Below are 15,305 nucleotides of genomic sequence, written 5' to 3' on the forward strand. Positions count from 1 at the left end.
CGCTCCCCGTCATGCGGGAGAGCGGGGCTTCGTACGTATGCGGTGTCGACGGGCGTCAGCGCCGGGCGACGCCCTCGGCGCGCGCGGCGGCGGCGACCGCGGCCGTCACCGCCGGGGCCACCCGCTCGTCGAACGGCGACGGGATGACGTAGTCCGCGGCCAGCTCGTCGCCGACCACGTCGGCCAGCGCGTTCGCCGCGGCGATCTTCATGCCCTCGGTGATCCGGGAGGCCCGGACCTGGAGCGCGCCGGCGAAGATGCCGGGGAAGGCCAGCACGTTGTTGATCTGGTTCGGGTAGTCCGAACGCCCGGTGGCCACGACCGACGCGTACTTGTGCGCGATGTCCGGGTGGACCTCGGGGTTCGGGTTGGCCATGGCGAAGACGTACGCGCCCGGCGCCATCGAGGCGACGGCCGGCTCGGGGACCGTACCGCCGGAGACACCGATGAAGACGTCCGCGCCGGCCAGCGCGTCCTCCAACGGGCCGGAGATGCCCGCCTTGTTGGTGAGGTCGGCGATCTCCCGCTTGACCTCGCTGAGGTCCTCGCGGTCCCGGCTGACGATGCCCTTGCGGTCGGCGACGGCGATGTCGCCGATGCCCGCCTCCAGCAGGAACTTCGCGATGGCGACACCCGCTGCGCCCGCACCGGAGATGACCCCGCGCAGGTCGCCCAGGGTCCGGCCGGAGAGCTTCGCCGCGTTCCGCAGGGCCGCCAGCGTCACCACGGCGGTGCCGTGCTGGTCGTCGTGGAAGACCGGGATGTCCAGCCGCTCCTGGAGCCTGCGCTCGATCTCGAAGCAGCGGGGCGCCGAGATGTCCTCCAGGTTGACCCCGCCGAAGGAGGGCGCGAGCCGGACCACGGTCTCCACGATCTCGTCCGTGTCGGTGGTGGCGAGCGCGATCGGCACCGCGTCCACACCGCCGAACTGCTTGAAGAGGATGGCCTTGCCCTCCATCACCGGGAGGGACGCCTCGGGGCCGATGTCCCCGAGACCGAGGACGGCGGTGCCGTCCGTGACGACCGCCACGACCTGCGACTTCCAGGTGTAGTCGTGGACGAGCTCCGGGTTCTCCGCGATGGCGCTGCACACCTTGGCGACGCCCGGCGTGTAGGCGAGGGACAGGTCGTCCCTGTCGCGGATCGGCACGGTGGCCTGCACGGCCATCTTCCCGCCGCGGTGGAGCGCGAAGGCCGGATCGAAGGGCTCGTCGGCCGCGTTCGACTCTCCGGCCCGGCTGCCGGCGGTGCTGTGGTTGAGAGGATTGACGATCTCCGCTGCCATGCTGTCTGACCCCTTAAGTCTTCATCGTCTGAGGGTTGCCGCTCCTGGTCGAGGAGGGGTGGGTGGGCACCGCGTACGTCCCCGCGCCGGCGGTTGGACCGCCTCGGCAGGGAGCGTTCGTACGCGCGGACGCGCCGCACACGCGTCCTGGTCCCCGGATGAGGGGTGTAAAGGTCTTTCTTACCGGACCGGGCCCGCCGCGCACGAGTCTCTTTCGACCCGGTGGCGTGCTTCATGGGCGAATGGTGTGACAAGTCCGTACGGCGGACGCGCTCGGCGTCAAATCCGTTGTACGGCACACGAGTCGTCGGGCCGATCCGGCCGTTCCGGAGATTCTCCGGTCTCACGGTGAAATTCCCACAGATGGTCCGGTTCGGCTCGGCGGGCCTCTGGGGATTCGGGGGTCGCCCGTTACCCGATTTTGACATGGCTGGACCCCTGAATGGGCTATTCCGGATGGCAGGATGCCCTAATCGCACGGGGTGTCGGGACTCGAAGATACGTTCATATGCCCTCTTTTTTTGACACTCCCTCACCGCCGGAGGACTCCGACCATGACCGCTCGCACCATTCGCTGTACGCCCGCCATGTCCCGTCTGGCCGCGGTGGGCTCCCTCGCGGTCGCCGGCGCGCTGATCCTGACCGGCTGCGGTGACCAGACCGGCTCCTCGGACAAGGCGGACTCCTCCGCCCCGCTCGTCGACCTGCTGCCCAAGTCGATCCGGGAGAAGGGCGAGATCAAGGTCGGCTCCGACATCGCCTACGCGCCGGTCGAGTTCAAGGGCGAGGACGGCAAGACCATCGGTATCGACCCCGACCTCGCCGACGCGATGGGCAAGCAGCTCGGGGTGAAGTTCGTCTTCCAGAACGGCACCTTCGACACCCTGCTCACGGGCCTGCGTTCCAAGCGCTACGACCTGGCCATGTCGGCGATGACCGACTCCAAGAACCGCCAGGAAGGCATCGACCCCGAGACGAACAAGAAGGTCGGCGAAGGCGTCGACTTCGTCGACTACTTCACCGCCGGCGTCTCCATCTACACCAGGAAGGGCGACGACAAGGGCATCGTCACCTGGGCGGACCTCTGCGGCAAGAAGCTGGTCGTCCAGCGCGGCACCGTCTCCCACGACCTCGCCAAGGCCGAGAACGCCAAGTGCGGCGCCAAGGGCCAGATCTCCATCGAGGCGTTCGACACCGACCTGGAGGCCCAGACCCGGCTGCGTGCCGGTGGCGCCGACGCCGGATCCTCCGACTTCCCGGTCGCCGCCTACGTGGTCAAGACCTCGGGCGGCGGCAAGGACTTCCAGATCGTCGGCGAGCAGGTCGAGGCGGCCCCGTACGGCATCGCCGTCGCCAAGGGCAACGACCAGCTCACCAAGGCCATCCAGTCGGCCCTGGACGCGATCATCAAGGACGGCACGTACCAGAAGGTCATCACCAAGTGGGGCGTGGACGCGGGCGCGGTCACCGAGGCCAAGATCAACGGCGGATCCTGACCGGGTTCCGGCGCTGAAAGGCAACAACAGTGACTGACATCGACAAGACGGAGCCCGCGGACACCCCGCCGGCTCCGGCTGCCGGGCCCGAGCCGATCAGGGCCGTCCCGGTACGCCACTACGGCCGGTACGTCGCCGCGATCGTGGTCCTCGGCCTCCTCGCCTCCCTCGTCTACGCCTTCTCCCAGGGCGACATCAACTGGGGCGCGATACCGGACTACTTCTTCAACGACCAGATCCTCGAAGGCGTCAGGAACACCGTCGTCATCACCCTGCTGGCCATGGTGATCGGCATCGTCCTCGGCGTCGTGCTCGCGGTGATGCGGCTCTCCAAGAACCCGGTGACCTCGTCCGTCGCCTGGGGCTACATCTGGTTCTTCCGCGGCACCCCGGTCTACGTACAGCTGCTCGTCTGGTTCAACCTCGGCCTCGTCTTCAAGTACATCGACCTCGGGCCGATCTACAAGGACGAGTGGTCGTCCTTCATGACCCCGTTCCTCTGCGCGCTGCTCGGCCTCGGGCTCAACGAGGCCGCGTACATGGCGGAGATCTGCCGCGCCGGCCTCCAGTCCGTCGACGAGGGCCAGACCGAGGCGGCGCACGCACTGGGCATGACCCACGGCAGGACGCTGAGCCGGATCGTCGTCCCGCAGGCGATGCGCGTCATCGTGCCGCCCACGGGCAACGAGGTCATCAACATGCTCAAGACCTCCTCGCTCGCCGTCGCCGTCCAGTACGGCGAACTGCTGCGCTCCACCCAGGACGTCTCCCAGACCTCCGGTGCCACCGTGGAGATGCTCTTCCTCGCGGCGGCCTGGTACATGGTGGCGACCTCGGTGCTGAGCATCGGCCAGTACTACCTGGAGCGCCACTTCGCCCGCGGATCGAGCCGCAGCCTCCCGCCCACCCCGTTCCAGAGGGTCAAGGCCAACGTGCTGTCCCTGAGCCGTCCCAAGGGAGGCATCGCATGACCGCCATGGTGAAGGCCGAGGGCGTCCACAAGTCCTACGGCGCCGCGCACGTCCTCAAGGGCATCGACCTGGAGGTCGCCCCCGGGGAGGTCTTCTGCCTGATCGGACCGTCCGGCTCCGGCAAGTCGACCTTCCTGCGGTGCATCAACCACCTCGAGAAGATCAACGCCGGACGGCTCTCCGTCGACGGCGAACTCGTCGGCTACCGCGAGCACGACGGCCGGCTGTACGAGCTCAGGGACCGCGAAGTCGCCCTGCGGCGCCGGGACATCGGCATGGTCTTCCAGCGCTTCAACCTGTTCCCGCACATGACGGCCATCGAGAACGTCATGGAAGCCCCGGTACAGGTGCTGGGCCTGCCCCGCGCCGAGGCCCGCGAACGCGCGGAGCGGCTGCTCGACCGGGTCGGCCTGGCGGACAAGGCCGGCAACTTCCCCTCGCAGCTCTCCGGCGGACAGCAGCAGCGCGTGGCCATCGCCCGCGCCCTGGCCATGGAACCGAAGCTGATGCTCTTCGACGAGCCCACCTCGGCGCTCGACCCGGAGCTGGTCGGTGACGTCCTGGACGTCATGCGGGGACTGGCCGAAGACGGCATGACGATGATCGTCGTCACCCACGAGATGGGCTTCGCACGCGAGGTCGGCGACGCGCTCGTCTTCATGGACGACGGCGTGGTCGTCGAGTCCGGCCACCCGAGAGAAGTGCTGACGAACCCGCAGCACGAGCGGACGCAGGCGTTCCTCTCCAAGGTGCTGTAGGCGGACGCACCTTCGGGGCGGTGGAGACCTTCCGGTCCACCGCCCCGAAGGCGCGCACAGTCACTTCTTCGGCAGCAGCTCCGGACGCTGCATCAGCTCACGGACCTGGTCGCTGTTCAGCGGCGGCGACTTCAGCAGCGGGCCCTGCCCCCCCTCGGCCTCGAACCCGGTGCTGGAACGGAGCATCAGCGCGCTGCCGTCCTTGAGGATCAGCTGCCCGTCGATCTCCGGACCCCACTGGGGCGTCCCCTCCCCGTAGTCCATCGTGTCGCTCCAGGTGGTGAGGACACGCCCGTCCGGCAGCACCTCGCGCACGCAGTCGGCGCGCTTCCGCTCCTTGCCGTTGGCCTTGCACAGGTCCTGCTCGGCGAGCGGCACGCCGCCGCCGCTCTTCGCGGCGATCTCCTTCGCACTCCTGATCTCGAACGAGAGGTAGCCGACCCCGCCGTCCTTGTGAACCGCGTAGTCCCCGTCCAGCGGACCGATGAAGTGCCTCGTGTCCTCGCTCGGCTTCACGTGCTTGATGAGCACCACGAACGAGACCTCCTCCAGCCTGCCGACCCCCGCCGGCAGCAGCGCGGAGACCCGGCCCGCCTTGTCCGTACCGGAAGTGGCGGACGCCGCGACCGAGACCCGTTCCAGCGGGGTGGCGGTGTCCTGGTTCAGCCGGGGGATGCCGACCACCCCGGCCGCCACCACCGCGAGGGCCGCGCACGAGACCGCCGCCCGCCGGCGGAACCGCACCCGGGCCGCGCCCGCGTACACCGCCTCCGTCGACAGCACCGGCCGGCCGGCGTCCGCCGCGGCCCGCTCCAGCAAGTTCTTCACGTCGTCACTCACACCAATTCCTCCGTCATCCCGGCGCGCAGCGCCGCCAATCCCCGAGCCGCGTGGCTCTTGACCGTGTTCTGCCGCATTCCGAGCAGGTCCGCCGTGGCCTCGACGCTCAGGTCCTCCCAGTAGCGGAGAACCAGCACCGTGCGCTGCTTGGCCGTGAGCCGGGCGAGTGCCGCCCGTACCTGGAGGCTGGTGTCGCTGTCCTCCTGGCCCCCCGCGCGGTCGGGCAGTTCGCCGAAGGGCTGCTCCCGCCGCCAGAACCTGCGGCGGGACGCGATGAAGGTGTTGACCAGCGTCTTGCGCGCGTACGCCTCGATGTTGTCGAGCCGCCCGTGCCGCCGGCCGCCGATCACCACCTTCACGAGTGCCGTCTGCACCAGGTCCTCCGCCTCGTGCCGGTCGCCGCACAGCAGATAGGCGCTGCGGAACAGCGCGGTGCGTCGGCCCTCCACGAAGGCGTGCAGCGCGGCATCCTCGTCCGTCCGCATTCCCCGCCCCTCTCCAGGCCCGCGGGCGCGGACCGTCTCACCCCTTCCAGTGCGCCGGACCGCGACGGAGGTTGCGGTCGGACGCGAACGGATCGGAGGAATGTGCGGTGCCGGGGCGCCTTCCGTGCCGGGGCGCTTCCCGGGCTGTCTTCAGTGCCGGGATACGACGGCGGGGGCGGTACGGAACCCTCTCCGCACCGCCCCCGCCGCCCGCCTGCCGCCCCGCCCCGTCACTTCAGCGCCAGCACCACCGCGTCGGAGGGCGAGGCCCAGACCGTCCGCGCCTCGCCGAAGCCGGACGCGCGCAGCGTACGGGCGTGCCAGTCCGCCGAGGGGGCCTCCCCGTCGGCGTGCTCGCCGTAGATCGCGAACCGCTCGGCGGTCGGTCCGGCGAGCGCCGGGTCCTTCGCCGCCTCGCCCCACCACTCGGCCCAGTCGAGCGCGCCCGCCGCTTTGACCCGGTCCATCCCAGCGTGCCGGTGGGCGCGTTCGGCGGCGTTGATACGGGGCGTGGACGCGTCGGTCATGTGGTCGGCGTTCATGAACACCCCGCCCTCCCGCACCACTTCGGCGAGCTGCCCGTAGAGCGCGGTGAGCGGCTCGCGGTGGAACCAGTGGAGCGCGGTGGCCGTCGGGAAGTCCCGTAAAACGCACGTGCGTGCGGGAAGCAGGATCGCGCAAAATGGATCGTATGATCACGAGTGAGTACGACGGGTGCGGAAAGTGCCTGGTGGGGGTACGTCGCCTCTCTCGCTTCAAGGACTCGACCAACAGCCCTGAGAAGCAGGCCGACCACGTGCTGCGTGCTGTCGCGGCCGTGGGCGGCCACGTCATCGCCTGGGCCGACGACTGGGAGATCTCGGGAGCCACAGACCCCATGATGCGCCCGAATCTCGGGCCGTGGCTGCGGGACGAAATGGGGCCGTACAACGGGATCGCCGGCTCTGCGGTCGATCGGATCGGCCGTAACCAGAGGGACGTACTGAACACCGCCTACGCCATCCACGAGTCGGGCCGACTGCTGATCACGCACGGCCACGAGGGACCGTGGGACCTGGACGACCCCGCCGACGAGATGCGCCTCTCCATGGAGTCGTTCGGCGCCCAGATGGAGTTGCGGGCCATCCAGAAGCGAAACCGGGACGAGACCAAGCGTGCGCGCAGTGCGGGACAGCCCAAGCAGAAGAACCGCTACGGGTACCAGTTCGTCCGACTGCACCCGGCTGCCAAGGTCGATCACGTGGAGCTCGACCCGGTGGCCGCACTGATCATCCGGGACGTGGCGGAACGCATCCTCGCCGACGAGACGGGCACTGTCACCGTCCACACCGAGGCTGCCAGGCTCAACCGGGCGGGAGTGCTGTCACCGGCCGACCACCGCTCGGTGATGTACGGGCGGAAGCCCAAAGGCACTCTGTGGAACGCGAAGGCCATCAAGCGCATGCTGATCAGCGAGGCGTCCTTGGGGTACCTCATCCACAACGAACGGCCTGTCATCGGTTCGGACGGTCACGCGGTCCGCATCGCCCCACCTCTGTGGGACCACGCGACTCGGGACGCGCTGATCGCCAAGACGGCAGCCAAGTGGACGGGAGTGCGCGCGCCGAAGGGCATACACCTGCTCTCGGGTCTCACCTTCTGCGGCACCTGTGGACAGCGGCTGTGGGTGGCCTCCCGCCACAATCAGAACAACGCGTACGGCTGCACGGCGAGGGTTCGAGGCATCCCGGCATCGGCCCACTGCAAGCCCGCGCCGACGATGTCCATCCCGGTGTTGAACAAGTTGGTAACCGACTGGTTCCTCGCCGAGTACGGATGGCACGACATCCGCCGCAAGGAGTTTGATCCCGGCACCGGTTACGCGGCGCGTATCGCGGAGATCGAGGCGGACCGCACACGGCTCCGAGGTGACCGCCAGGCGGGGCTGTACGAGTCGGAAGCGGACACCGAGTGGTTCCGGACCGAGTACGCCCGAATGACGCGGGAGATCGCCGAACTGGAGCAACTGCCGGAACGTCCGGCGGGAATGCGGTGGGTACCGATCGGCCGGACGGTGGAACAGGACTGGACCTCCGCCCCCGACGATGTGGGCCGCCGGGAGATTCTGATGGAGTTCGACGTGCGGATCGAGCTGCACCCAAGAGACGCGAAGCACCGTTTCCGGGCGTCCGGACTCGACCCGGAGCAGCAGGCCGCGAATCGTCGAGCTGCGAAGGAACACGCGGAGGAGTCGGCGTTGAGCGAACTTGAGGACGCCAGCGCCTGACGGTTTGTAGCAGTCCATGGAGCCCCGGCAGTCACGTGACTGCCGGGGCTCTTTGCTGCCTGCACATGCACGCAGCGCCCTTCCCGGGCCTGCCCCACCGAGGGCCGCCGGTCAGACCGGCAACAGCGGAGCGAAGAGAGGTTCAATAGAGGTGGAGTGACGGTTCTACCTGGTTTTTTAGAAACACATAGAAAAAGTAGTAAGAAGCCGAACAGTGGCACCGGTCGTCACTGCGCCACCGAGGACCGGACGGCGGGAACCCCTCCGTCCCTACTCCTCTCGGAAGCAGGTAGGCCAGGCAGGACGCACCGGGGTGCGGGAAACCTTCCGTCCCTACTACTTCCGGAAGAGAGACCAGGACTACCCCGCCCCCCGCTCCACCGACCGTGGGGGGACCGAGTGCCTGTCTCTCTCCTTGATGCTCTGCCCGTGCAGCACGCACCCCACCCGGGGCCGCAGTGGTCGTGAGGCAGAGCGCGGGGACCGTACTGCCCACCAGTAACCGGCCCTCGGGTCGCCGAACGGGGCGTGCGGTCCGCACCGCGACCGGCTCCGCGTCGGCGCGGACCAGCACACGCCCGCTGACCCAACGGCTAGAGGTGCGCCGGTTCAAGTCCGGCAGAGTTCCCCGGTTCGAGTCCGAGGGCGGGCACTCAACAACGACGGCCAGGGCGACACCCCAGGAGTACACATGCGCTGTATCGACTGCACCGAGCCTGCACATCGAGGCCGCTGCGAGGCTCACCACGGGGCGTACGAGGGACGCGGCAGAGTCCGTGCCCGGCGTTCCCGGAGCCGGCGACGGGCGGGACCGCAGATACAGTGCGGGACGGCTCCGGCGACGAGTAGCCGAACGCGGTTCGGCCTGGTGCGACTGGTGCACCGATACGTTTTCCGCGTCCGCGGCCGATGTCGACCACGTGAAGCCGCTCGCTCTTGTCGGTGGCGACACCGACGCGAACGTTCAGGTTCTATGCCACGACTGCCACCAGCTGAAACCTGCAACGGAGTTCGGGGCTGCCGCGTGACGGAGCTTGGGCGACCGGATAGGCAACATGCCGCTGCCCCTCACCCGCAGTGCCCTGCTGGGGCGGGAACCGAGCAAGCTCCCGCCCCGGTGCGCCTCATTCCCGGGTGTCGATCTCCCCTCGGTGACGTCTTTTCTCCTGCTCTCGCTGTCGCTGCCACTCCCGCAACAGTTCTTTGCGGTGGGCGGACGATTGCGGCCAGACAGCGCGGACGAAACTATGAACCCCGAACACGACGATGCCGAGGACAACAACGGCCAAGACAGCCCACCACGGGGCCGAGTCCGGCAGGGAAAACATAATCTTGAACCTTCCGACCGTGCATGGTCGGCGAGCCGTCTACGCAGCTAGTACGACGCTCCCCAGCGTGCTGCGGTAGTGCCCGCCCCGGTGGTTACTCACAGGGAAGGCGAAGTTGGGGCCACGTGGCGTGACCCGTGGGGAGATATCGATTGGCGTTGGTATCCAGGCGGGGCAGTTCTGCGGTGGTCTCGGAATGGCTGCGAGGAGCAAGAGGCGGCTACGACGTGCATAGCTCACCCTGTAGGCAAGAAGCTCCGCCAGGGCAGCCAGAAACTCGGCGACGAGGGTCTGTGCGTTCTCGCTACTTGCGTTGCGTAGCGCGTCTACCGTCTGCCGCAGACGATCTTTTGCGGACCTTGCTTCCTCGCCCTCAGACTCTCGGCCTCGCCTTAGCCTGCCCGCGAGTTGCAGCGCAGTGACGTACCCGACAGCCGGGTCGCCCCCGCAGAGGGCGCAATCAGTGTCCGTGAGCGGGTCTTCGCCGCACCTAGGGCAAGAAAACGGGGCGAGTGCGACCTGAGATGTCGGGCCGTAGAGCCTGGCTGCGACGCGCTGTTCAAGCGGGGTGAGGTCAACCCCCACGCTCAGCATGTTTGTGGCTATGACCGATTTGACCCCGACCCCGTATAGGCCGAGACCAGTGCGCTCGGGTGGATCGGTGTCTGTCAACTTGCCATCTCTCTCATAGTTCGATCCTCGGGAATGATCGTATCGCCGAGCGCTGACGCTCTGGCCGGACGCTCACGTGGACTTCATTGCTGCGGAGTTCGATACCTCCGACTCTCGGTGTGGTTGGGGTCCGCATGTTCCGGCAGTCTGCACATCGTGCCTGCCGAGGCTCTGGTTTGGCTCTAGCCCCTATCGATCAGGCTTACGCCCCCCAAATAGATGGTGTGTCACCACTTGGCTACTCTGTGTTAATCAAATTCTGGGGTGCAGGTCTGCGCCCATTGCTGTCCCACGCCGACCGGGGCGTTCACCGCGACGTGAGCCACGCTGCGAGCCCGCTTCCGGCGGCCGTGGCGAGTCCAGCCACCAGCCATCCGGGGATGCGCTGAATCGTTAAGTGCAGCCCACGGATGTGCAGTTCGACATCGGGACCGGGTTCTGTCTTGGGTGCCATGCCCCTATGTCTACGTGCTTCTGTGTGTTGCGTACTACCCCTTGGGGTGTTGCGCCTGGAGCGCAACAGCGTTGCGCGACCGTTGCGCCTGTAGCGCTCCCATCAGCGCATTCATCAACGGGCACCGTCAGAACAACCCCTCTGCCTTGGAGGTACCCCGTGCCGCGTAGACCCCGTCCCCCGTGCTCTGTCCCCGGGTGCCCCGAGCTGGTTACCGGTTCGTGAGCCACGCAGCGAGACCGCTTCCCGTGGCCGTAGCTAGGGCCGCCACCAGCCATCCAGGGACGCGCTGAATCGTCAAGTGCAGCCCACCGCAGCGGAGTTCGAGTGCGGGGCGTGCTTTGTTCGTTGCCATGCGCCTAGAACAGCACGTACCTGCGGGTAGGGAATTGGCTGCCCGTACCCCCGCCATTAGGAGGTGAGCCCCCTATGCCGCGTAAGCCCCGTCCCCCGTGCTCTGTCCCCGGGTGCCCCGAGCTGACCACGGGAGGACGCTGTGCCAAGCATCGGCGCGAGGCCGAGCAACAGCGCGGAACGTCCAACGAACGGGGCTACACCGCACGGTGGCAGCGCATCCGTAAGGCGTACCTGTACCGGCATCCGTGGTGTCTGCTGTGCGGTCGCACGGCCACGGTGGCGGACCACTTCCCGCACTCTCGGCGTGAGCTGGTGGCGCAAGGGGTCGCCGATCCTGACGCGTTCAACAGGCTCCGTCCGCTGTGCACGCAGTGTCACAACCGCGAGACCGCGAAACGCCAACCTGGTGGTTGGGCTGCCGCGAATGCGAAGCCAATTCGGACATAGGGCGCAGCCCGACCAGGGGGTACTCCCCTCTCCTCCCGCTCCAGATCGGCAGGGAGGGGAAAAACTTGCATGGTTAATTAAGCCGTTTTTGCGGAGCGGGATCGAATCCTTGATCCCGCTTTCTGTTCGCTACGAAATGCTGGAGATTTTATGTCGCTTACTCTTGCTGAATCCGCCAAGCTCGCGCAGGATGATTTGCAGCGCGGTGTAATCGAGACGTTCGTCGAAGAGTCGCCCATCCTGGACCGGCTCCCTCTGATACAGGTTGAGGGCAACGCGTACCGATATAATGAGGAGTCCACCCTTCCTGGAGTTTCCTTCCGCGCCGTCAATGAGGCCTATCCCGAGAGCACGGGTACGCTCAATCAGAAGATCGAGACGCTCGCCATTCTTGGTGGTGATGCGGATGTGGATAAATTCATTGCTCGGACTCGCGGAGATCTGAATGATCAGTGTGCCGTTCAGATAACGATGAAGATCAAGGCGGCGTCGGTCCACTTCTCCGACCAGTTCTTCAATGGTGACATAGCGGTGAACCCGAGGGGGTTCGATGGGCTTCGAAAGCGGCTCTTCGGTTCTCAGGTCATCGATGCTGCAGGTCTCGGAGCCGTAGATAGTGGATATGAATTCTTTGACGTGCTGGACAGTCTGACGGCCCGAGTTCGCGGCATTAATGGCGTAAATGGCGCTCTGTATATGAATGCGGATATTCGCGCAAAGGTCGCATCCGGTTTTCGTCGGCTTGGCGGATCCGAACTCCTGACGGCCGAGATGGCTGGCAAGCGCGCTGTGATGTGGAACGGGATTCCCATGCTGGACGCCGGCCAGAAGCTTGACGGTACCGATGTGCTGCCTCTGACTGTGCGCGCTGACGGTAAGCAGACCGGCGACATCTACGCGGTTCGGTTCGGCTCTTCTGAGGCGGACGCGGGCGTCACCGGGCTCACCAACGGTGGTGTGCAGGCCACCGACCTCGGCGAAACCCACGACAAGCCCGTCTATCGCACCCGCATCGACTTCTACTGCGGTACCGCCATGTTCGGTGGCAGGGCTGCCGCTCGCCTGGCCAACGTTCTCAACGGCTGATCCGTCCAGATCCCCGTGCTCGCCCCCTCGTTGGGGGTGAGTGCGGGGACTTTTTGCGTTCGTTGGCCGATTTCCCGTTGAGGAAAGTCCGGGCCCTTGCCGTGGGCTCACCCTCCCGGAATGATCAGCGGGCAGGCCAGTGACCACGGGAAGGGAACGCTCGTGAAGGTGACGATGTTGGCGACGACGTGTGACAAGAGGGACTGCCCCACCATCTACACCACTGACCGGGGCACGGTCCTGGTGCAGGGGGAGACGCCCACCGACCACGGGCTGAGTGTTCCTCCGCACGAGACGTTGGTGGAGATCCCGCTGGACCTGATCGTGAAGGCGTTCGGTGGTCAGCTTGGCTAGGTCTCTCGCGGAGCTGTTCGACACCTTCGAGCGCGAAGCATTCAGGCTGGAAACGCTGGATGACTACAGCCGCTCAGGGAGTACGGGTGCCTATCAGGCATTCGTGAGGGGCGAGGACCAGCCGCACGATTACAACGCTGACTGGCTGGAGGAAGTTCGGGGCTACGTTGGCTCGGGGCGGCGCTTGTACCGGGTTCACGTGTTGACCCGTCCTTTGACCCCTTACCTGAGGTTTGAGCTGGGGTGGGGATACCGCACCAATGCCAAGGCTGGCGAAGAGTTCTTCATCTTGGACGTGACCGACCAGCCGAACCCGCTGCCGGAGTCCGTGGGTGACTTCTGGCTGTTCGACGCCTGCACGCCCGCGTCCATGCGCTATGCAGCGGACGGTTCCTTCCTTCAGGCGGACGTATTGCCGGACGGTCGAGCGGAAGAGTACGTCGGCTACCGGGACATGGCCCTTGGCCAAGCCGTACCGTTCGCGCGTTGGTGGGCGAAGCACGGAGAGTGAACCGCTCGGAGTTGGGGGCAGCGCTGCGGGCTCTGCGACAGGCTTCCGGTCTGGAGGCCAAAGCGGTGGCCCGTGGCGCCGTCATGTCCGCAAGCAAGCTCAGCAAGATCGAGACTGGAAAGCTCAGCCCCCACGCCGACGACGTGGAACGCATTCTTACCGCCATCGGCGTATCGGAGGATGTGAAGTCCGAATACATGGATGTCGCCCGTGCGGCGGCGACTGAGGCGACAGCGTGGAGGTTGATCCAGCGCGCCGGGTTGCACAAGGCACAACGGCAACTCAAGGGCATCGACGCCCAAATGAAGCTTCTACGACTTTTCCAGCCCGCTCTGGTGCCGGGACTGCTCCAGACTCCCGAGTACATGCGAGCCATCCTGTCCCGGCATGACGATCTGAGTGTGGAGGTCGTGAGAGAAACGGTAAGCGCACGGCTGGAACGGCAGGCGGTGTTGTACGAAGAGGACAAGCAAATGTGCTTTGTCATCACCGAACCCGTGCTTCGGTGGCTCATCGTGCCTCCGCTGGTCATGGCCGGACAGCTTGACCGGCTGATCAGCCTGTCCCGAATGCCGCATCTTGACCTGCGGGTGGTGCCCTTGAGCGGTCGGCAGAACGACATACCCAATCATGCGTTCGTCATCCGGGACGACCGGGCGGTGACCGTGGAAACCGTACACGCGGAGATCGTCGTTACAGACCCCCGCGATGTGGCCCTGTACGTGGCGAAGTTCGACGGTTTCGCTGAGGGTGCCCTGAGCGGTGATCCCATGCGAGACCTCCTGGAAGCGGTCCGGGACGACCTGTTGCAGCAACGGGAAACGCTCTAGCGGCAGTCCTTTCGGCGGGCGAGCATCGCACCACAGCACGTCACGCACGGAGGGATGACGGCACGCATGAACACAGAAAATGAGACCGATGCGAGTCGGTGGGAGTACTCGACCTACGCTCCGGCCGGTGAGAGATGCCCCGCGTGCGGAAAACCGATCGGGACGCTTGAGCCGGTCCGCAGGGGTGCGCAGGAAAAGGAGTCGGGGGCGGTAACCGTCGTCTATCGGCACGCCGCCTGCGTCCGCGGCGCGAAGCGGTGAGGCGGACGTGATTCCGATGGAGGAGTACAAGAAGTCCCGTCGAGAAGCTGAACACGCAGCAGCCTTGCTGCGTGCGGCGTTGACGCGAGCGGGGGTGCCGGAAGATCACGTCTCTCATGTGCGTCCCCTTGTCACCTCAACGGGGCGCTCCTATGTGGAGGTGGGGGCCCTCAGGGTGCGCGACGTGACGGCGCTGCTGGAGGTGCTTTCTCTGAGGCGCGCGGTGTCGGACGCGCAGACGGCGAGTTGACGACCTCTGGCGGCCTTGGAGGTGGTCTAGCCGGTAGGTGTGCACCGGTCCGGTGCACGTGGCCCGCGCGGGTAGAACCCGGCGTCGAGCGATGACCGGTAAGCCGGTTCGCCAGTTCGGAACCAGCCCCGTCCTCGCGCCACCTCGGTGGCGTGCGGGCGGGGTTCTCGCATGTCCAGCTGTCTCTGTCCTGGATCGAAGCCATGCGTCTAGAGTGTGTGGTTAGAGGGATTTCCTGGTGAGTACGGCGTCGTACGAGGTACGGGGGAGCGCATCCGTCCACGCGGGGTCCTTGAGGTCCGCGGCGACGAGGGTGACCCGGTCGTCGCCGGCGAAGGTGCCGCGGGCGATGGCGAGGAGCGCGGGGTCGAGATCCGCGCCGGTGCTGGTGGCCTTCGGGAACCGGCGCAGCAGCCGGTCCGTAATACTTCCCGTACCGCAGGCGAGGTCGAGCACGCTCGGCTCGGGGCCGACCACGGCCTCGACCATGTCGAGCATGATCCGGAAGCGTTCCTCGCGGTCCGGCATGTACCACTCCTGCTGGCGGTCCCAGCTCTCCTGCCAGGAACGCCAGTCGGTGCCCGCCGCCGCGCCCGTCACCTCGGTGTCCGTCATGTGAACCCTCACCTCTGATGTAATACTCAAATTGCGAGA

Annotated in this window: 13 protein-coding genes and 2 pseudogenes; 10 read left to right on the plus strand and 5 right to left on the minus strand. The window is 66.7% G+C overall.

What is annotated here, in order from left to right; all coding sequences use genetic code 11:
* Window positions 1-55 precede the first annotated feature (55 nt).
* Window positions 56-1,285 (minus strand): NAD(P)-dependent malic enzyme, encoded by a 1,230-nt coding sequence (locus ACWCWD_RS10250; protein WP_450771696.1) that lies wholly within the window; start codon window positions 1,283-1,285, stop codon window positions 56-58.
* A 554-nt stretch (window positions 1,286-1,839) separates the two neighbouring features.
* Between ACWCWD_RS10250 and ACWCWD_RS10255 the strand changes: the two genes are divergently transcribed.
* The 3 genes from ACWCWD_RS10255 to ACWCWD_RS10265 are packed head-to-tail and all read left to right on the plus strand — an operon-like array spanning window position 1,840 to window position 4,510.
* A complete protein-coding gene (locus ACWCWD_RS10255; protein WP_450771697.1) occupies window positions 1,840-2,781 on the plus strand; it encodes an ABC transporter substrate-binding protein in 942 nt (313 codons plus the stop codon).
* Between the two features lie 29 nt (window positions 2,782-2,810).
* Window positions 2,811-3,752: an amino acid ABC transporter permease gene (locus ACWCWD_RS10260; RefSeq protein ID WP_450771698.1), complete on the plus strand. Its 942-nt coding sequence runs from the start codon at window positions 2,811-2,813 to the stop codon at window positions 3,750-3,752.
* Window positions 3,749-4,510 carry an amino acid ABC transporter ATP-binding protein gene (locus ACWCWD_RS10265; protein WP_450771699.1) on the plus strand — a complete coding sequence of 254 codons (762 nt, stop codon included), beginning with the start codon at window positions 3,749-3,751 and terminating at the stop codon, window positions 4,508-4,510. The genes ACWCWD_RS10260 and ACWCWD_RS10265 overlap by 4 nt, the downstream gene beginning before the upstream one ends.
* A 60-nt stretch (window positions 4,511-4,570) precedes the next feature.
* Here the strand turns inward: ACWCWD_RS10265 and ACWCWD_RS10270 are convergent, their stop codons facing one another.
* From ACWCWD_RS10270 to ACWCWD_RS10280, 3 genes and pseudogenes are all read right to left on the minus strand, one after another.
* Window positions 4,571-5,350, minus strand: coding sequence for a hypothetical protein (locus ACWCWD_RS10270; RefSeq protein WP_450771701.1), 780 nt, complete (start codon window positions 5,348-5,350; stop codon window positions 4,571-4,573).
* Window positions 5,347-5,835, minus strand: a complete 489-nt coding sequence (locus ACWCWD_RS10275) for a SigE family RNA polymerase sigma factor (protein WP_450771702.1) — start codon at window positions 5,833-5,835, stop codon at window positions 5,347-5,349. Before ACWCWD_RS10275 ends, ACWCWD_RS10270 begins: the two co-directional genes overlap by 4 nt.
* Window positions 5,836-6,065: 230 nt before the next feature.
* A pseudogene (locus tag ACWCWD_RS10280) lies at window positions 6,066-6,467 on the minus strand (SAM-dependent methyltransferase); the annotation flags it as partial.
* Window positions 6,468-6,526: 59 nt separating this feature from the next.
* On the opposite strand from ACWCWD_RS10280, the gene ACWCWD_RS10285 reads away from it, so the two are divergent.
* From ACWCWD_RS10285 to ACWCWD_RS10315, 7 genes are all read left to right on the plus strand, one after another.
* Window positions 6,527-8,101, plus strand: coding sequence for a recombinase family protein (locus ACWCWD_RS10285; protein WP_450771703.1), 1,575 nt, complete (start codon window positions 6,527-6,529; stop codon window positions 8,099-8,101).
* Between the two features lie 920 nt (window positions 8,102-9,021).
* Window positions 9,022-9,129: a hypothetical protein gene (locus ACWCWD_RS10290; RefSeq protein ID WP_450771705.1), complete on the plus strand. Its 108-nt coding sequence runs from the start codon at window positions 9,022-9,024 to the stop codon at window positions 9,127-9,129.
* 2,380 nt (window positions 9,130-11,509) lie between these two features.
* Window positions 11,510-12,445 carry a major capsid protein gene (locus tag ACWCWD_RS10295; protein ID WP_450771707.1) on the plus strand — a complete coding sequence of 312 codons (936 nt, stop codon included), beginning with the start codon at window positions 11,510-11,512 and terminating at the stop codon, window positions 12,443-12,445.
* A 162-nt stretch (window positions 12,446-12,607) separates the two neighbouring features.
* On the plus strand, window positions 12,608-12,799 hold the full coding sequence (locus ACWCWD_RS10300; RefSeq protein ID WP_450771708.1) for a hypothetical protein: 192 nt from the start codon (window positions 12,608-12,610) through the stop codon (window positions 12,797-12,799).
* Window positions 12,783-13,310 (plus strand): DUF6879 family protein, encoded by a 528-nt coding sequence (locus tag ACWCWD_RS10305; protein ID WP_450771709.1) that lies wholly within the window; start codon window positions 12,783-12,785, stop codon window positions 13,308-13,310. The genes ACWCWD_RS10300 and ACWCWD_RS10305 overlap by 17 nt, the downstream gene beginning before the upstream one ends.
* Window positions 13,307-14,140 (plus strand): helix-turn-helix domain-containing protein, encoded by an 834-nt coding sequence (locus ACWCWD_RS10310; RefSeq protein ID WP_450771710.1) that lies wholly within the window; start codon window positions 13,307-13,309, stop codon window positions 14,138-14,140. Before ACWCWD_RS10305 ends, ACWCWD_RS10310 begins: the two co-directional genes overlap by 4 nt.
* 277 nt (window positions 14,141-14,417) lie before the next feature.
* Window positions 14,418-14,651 carry a hypothetical protein gene (locus ACWCWD_RS10315; protein WP_450771711.1) on the plus strand — a complete coding sequence of 78 codons (234 nt, stop codon included), beginning with the start codon at window positions 14,418-14,420 and terminating at the stop codon, window positions 14,649-14,651.
* A gap of 225 nt (window positions 14,652-14,876) precedes the next feature.
* On the opposite strand, the pseudogene ACWCWD_RS10320 reads toward ACWCWD_RS10315, so the two are convergent.
* A pseudogene (locus ACWCWD_RS10320) lies at window positions 14,877-15,266 on the minus strand (class I SAM-dependent methyltransferase); the annotation flags it as partial.
* Window positions 15,267-15,305 lie beyond the last annotated feature (39 nt).

It is taken from the genome of Streptomyces sp. NPDC001493 (assembly GCF_053597235.1).

Coding starts and splice junctions, on each gene's coding strand:
- ACWCWD_RS10315 (WP_450771711.1), top strand. CDS start 14,418: ATGGAGGAGTACAAGAAGTCCCGTCGAGAAGCTGAACACGCAGCAGCC.
- ACWCWD_RS10295 (WP_450771707.1), top strand. CDS start 11,510: ATGTCGCTTACTCTTGCTGAATCCGCCAAGCTCGCGCAGGATGATTTG.
- ACWCWD_RS10255 (WP_450771697.1), top strand. CDS start 1,840: ATGACCGCTCGCACCATTCGCTGTACGCCCGCCATGTCCCGTCTGGCC.
- ACWCWD_RS10265 (WP_450771699.1), top strand. CDS start 3,749: ATGACCGCCATGGTGAAGGCCGAGGGCGTCCACAAGTCCTACGGCGCC.
- ACWCWD_RS10285 (WP_450771703.1), top strand. CDS start 6,527: ATGATCACGAGTGAGTACGACGGGTGCGGAAAGTGCCTGGTGGGGGTA.
- ACWCWD_RS10275 (WP_450771702.1), bottom strand. CDS start 5,835: ATGCGGACGGACGAGGATGCCGCGCTGCACGCCTTCGTGGAGGGCCGA.
- ACWCWD_RS10250 (WP_450771696.1), bottom strand. CDS start 1,285: ATGGCAGCGGAGATCGTCAATCCTCTCAACCACAGCACCGCCGGCAGC.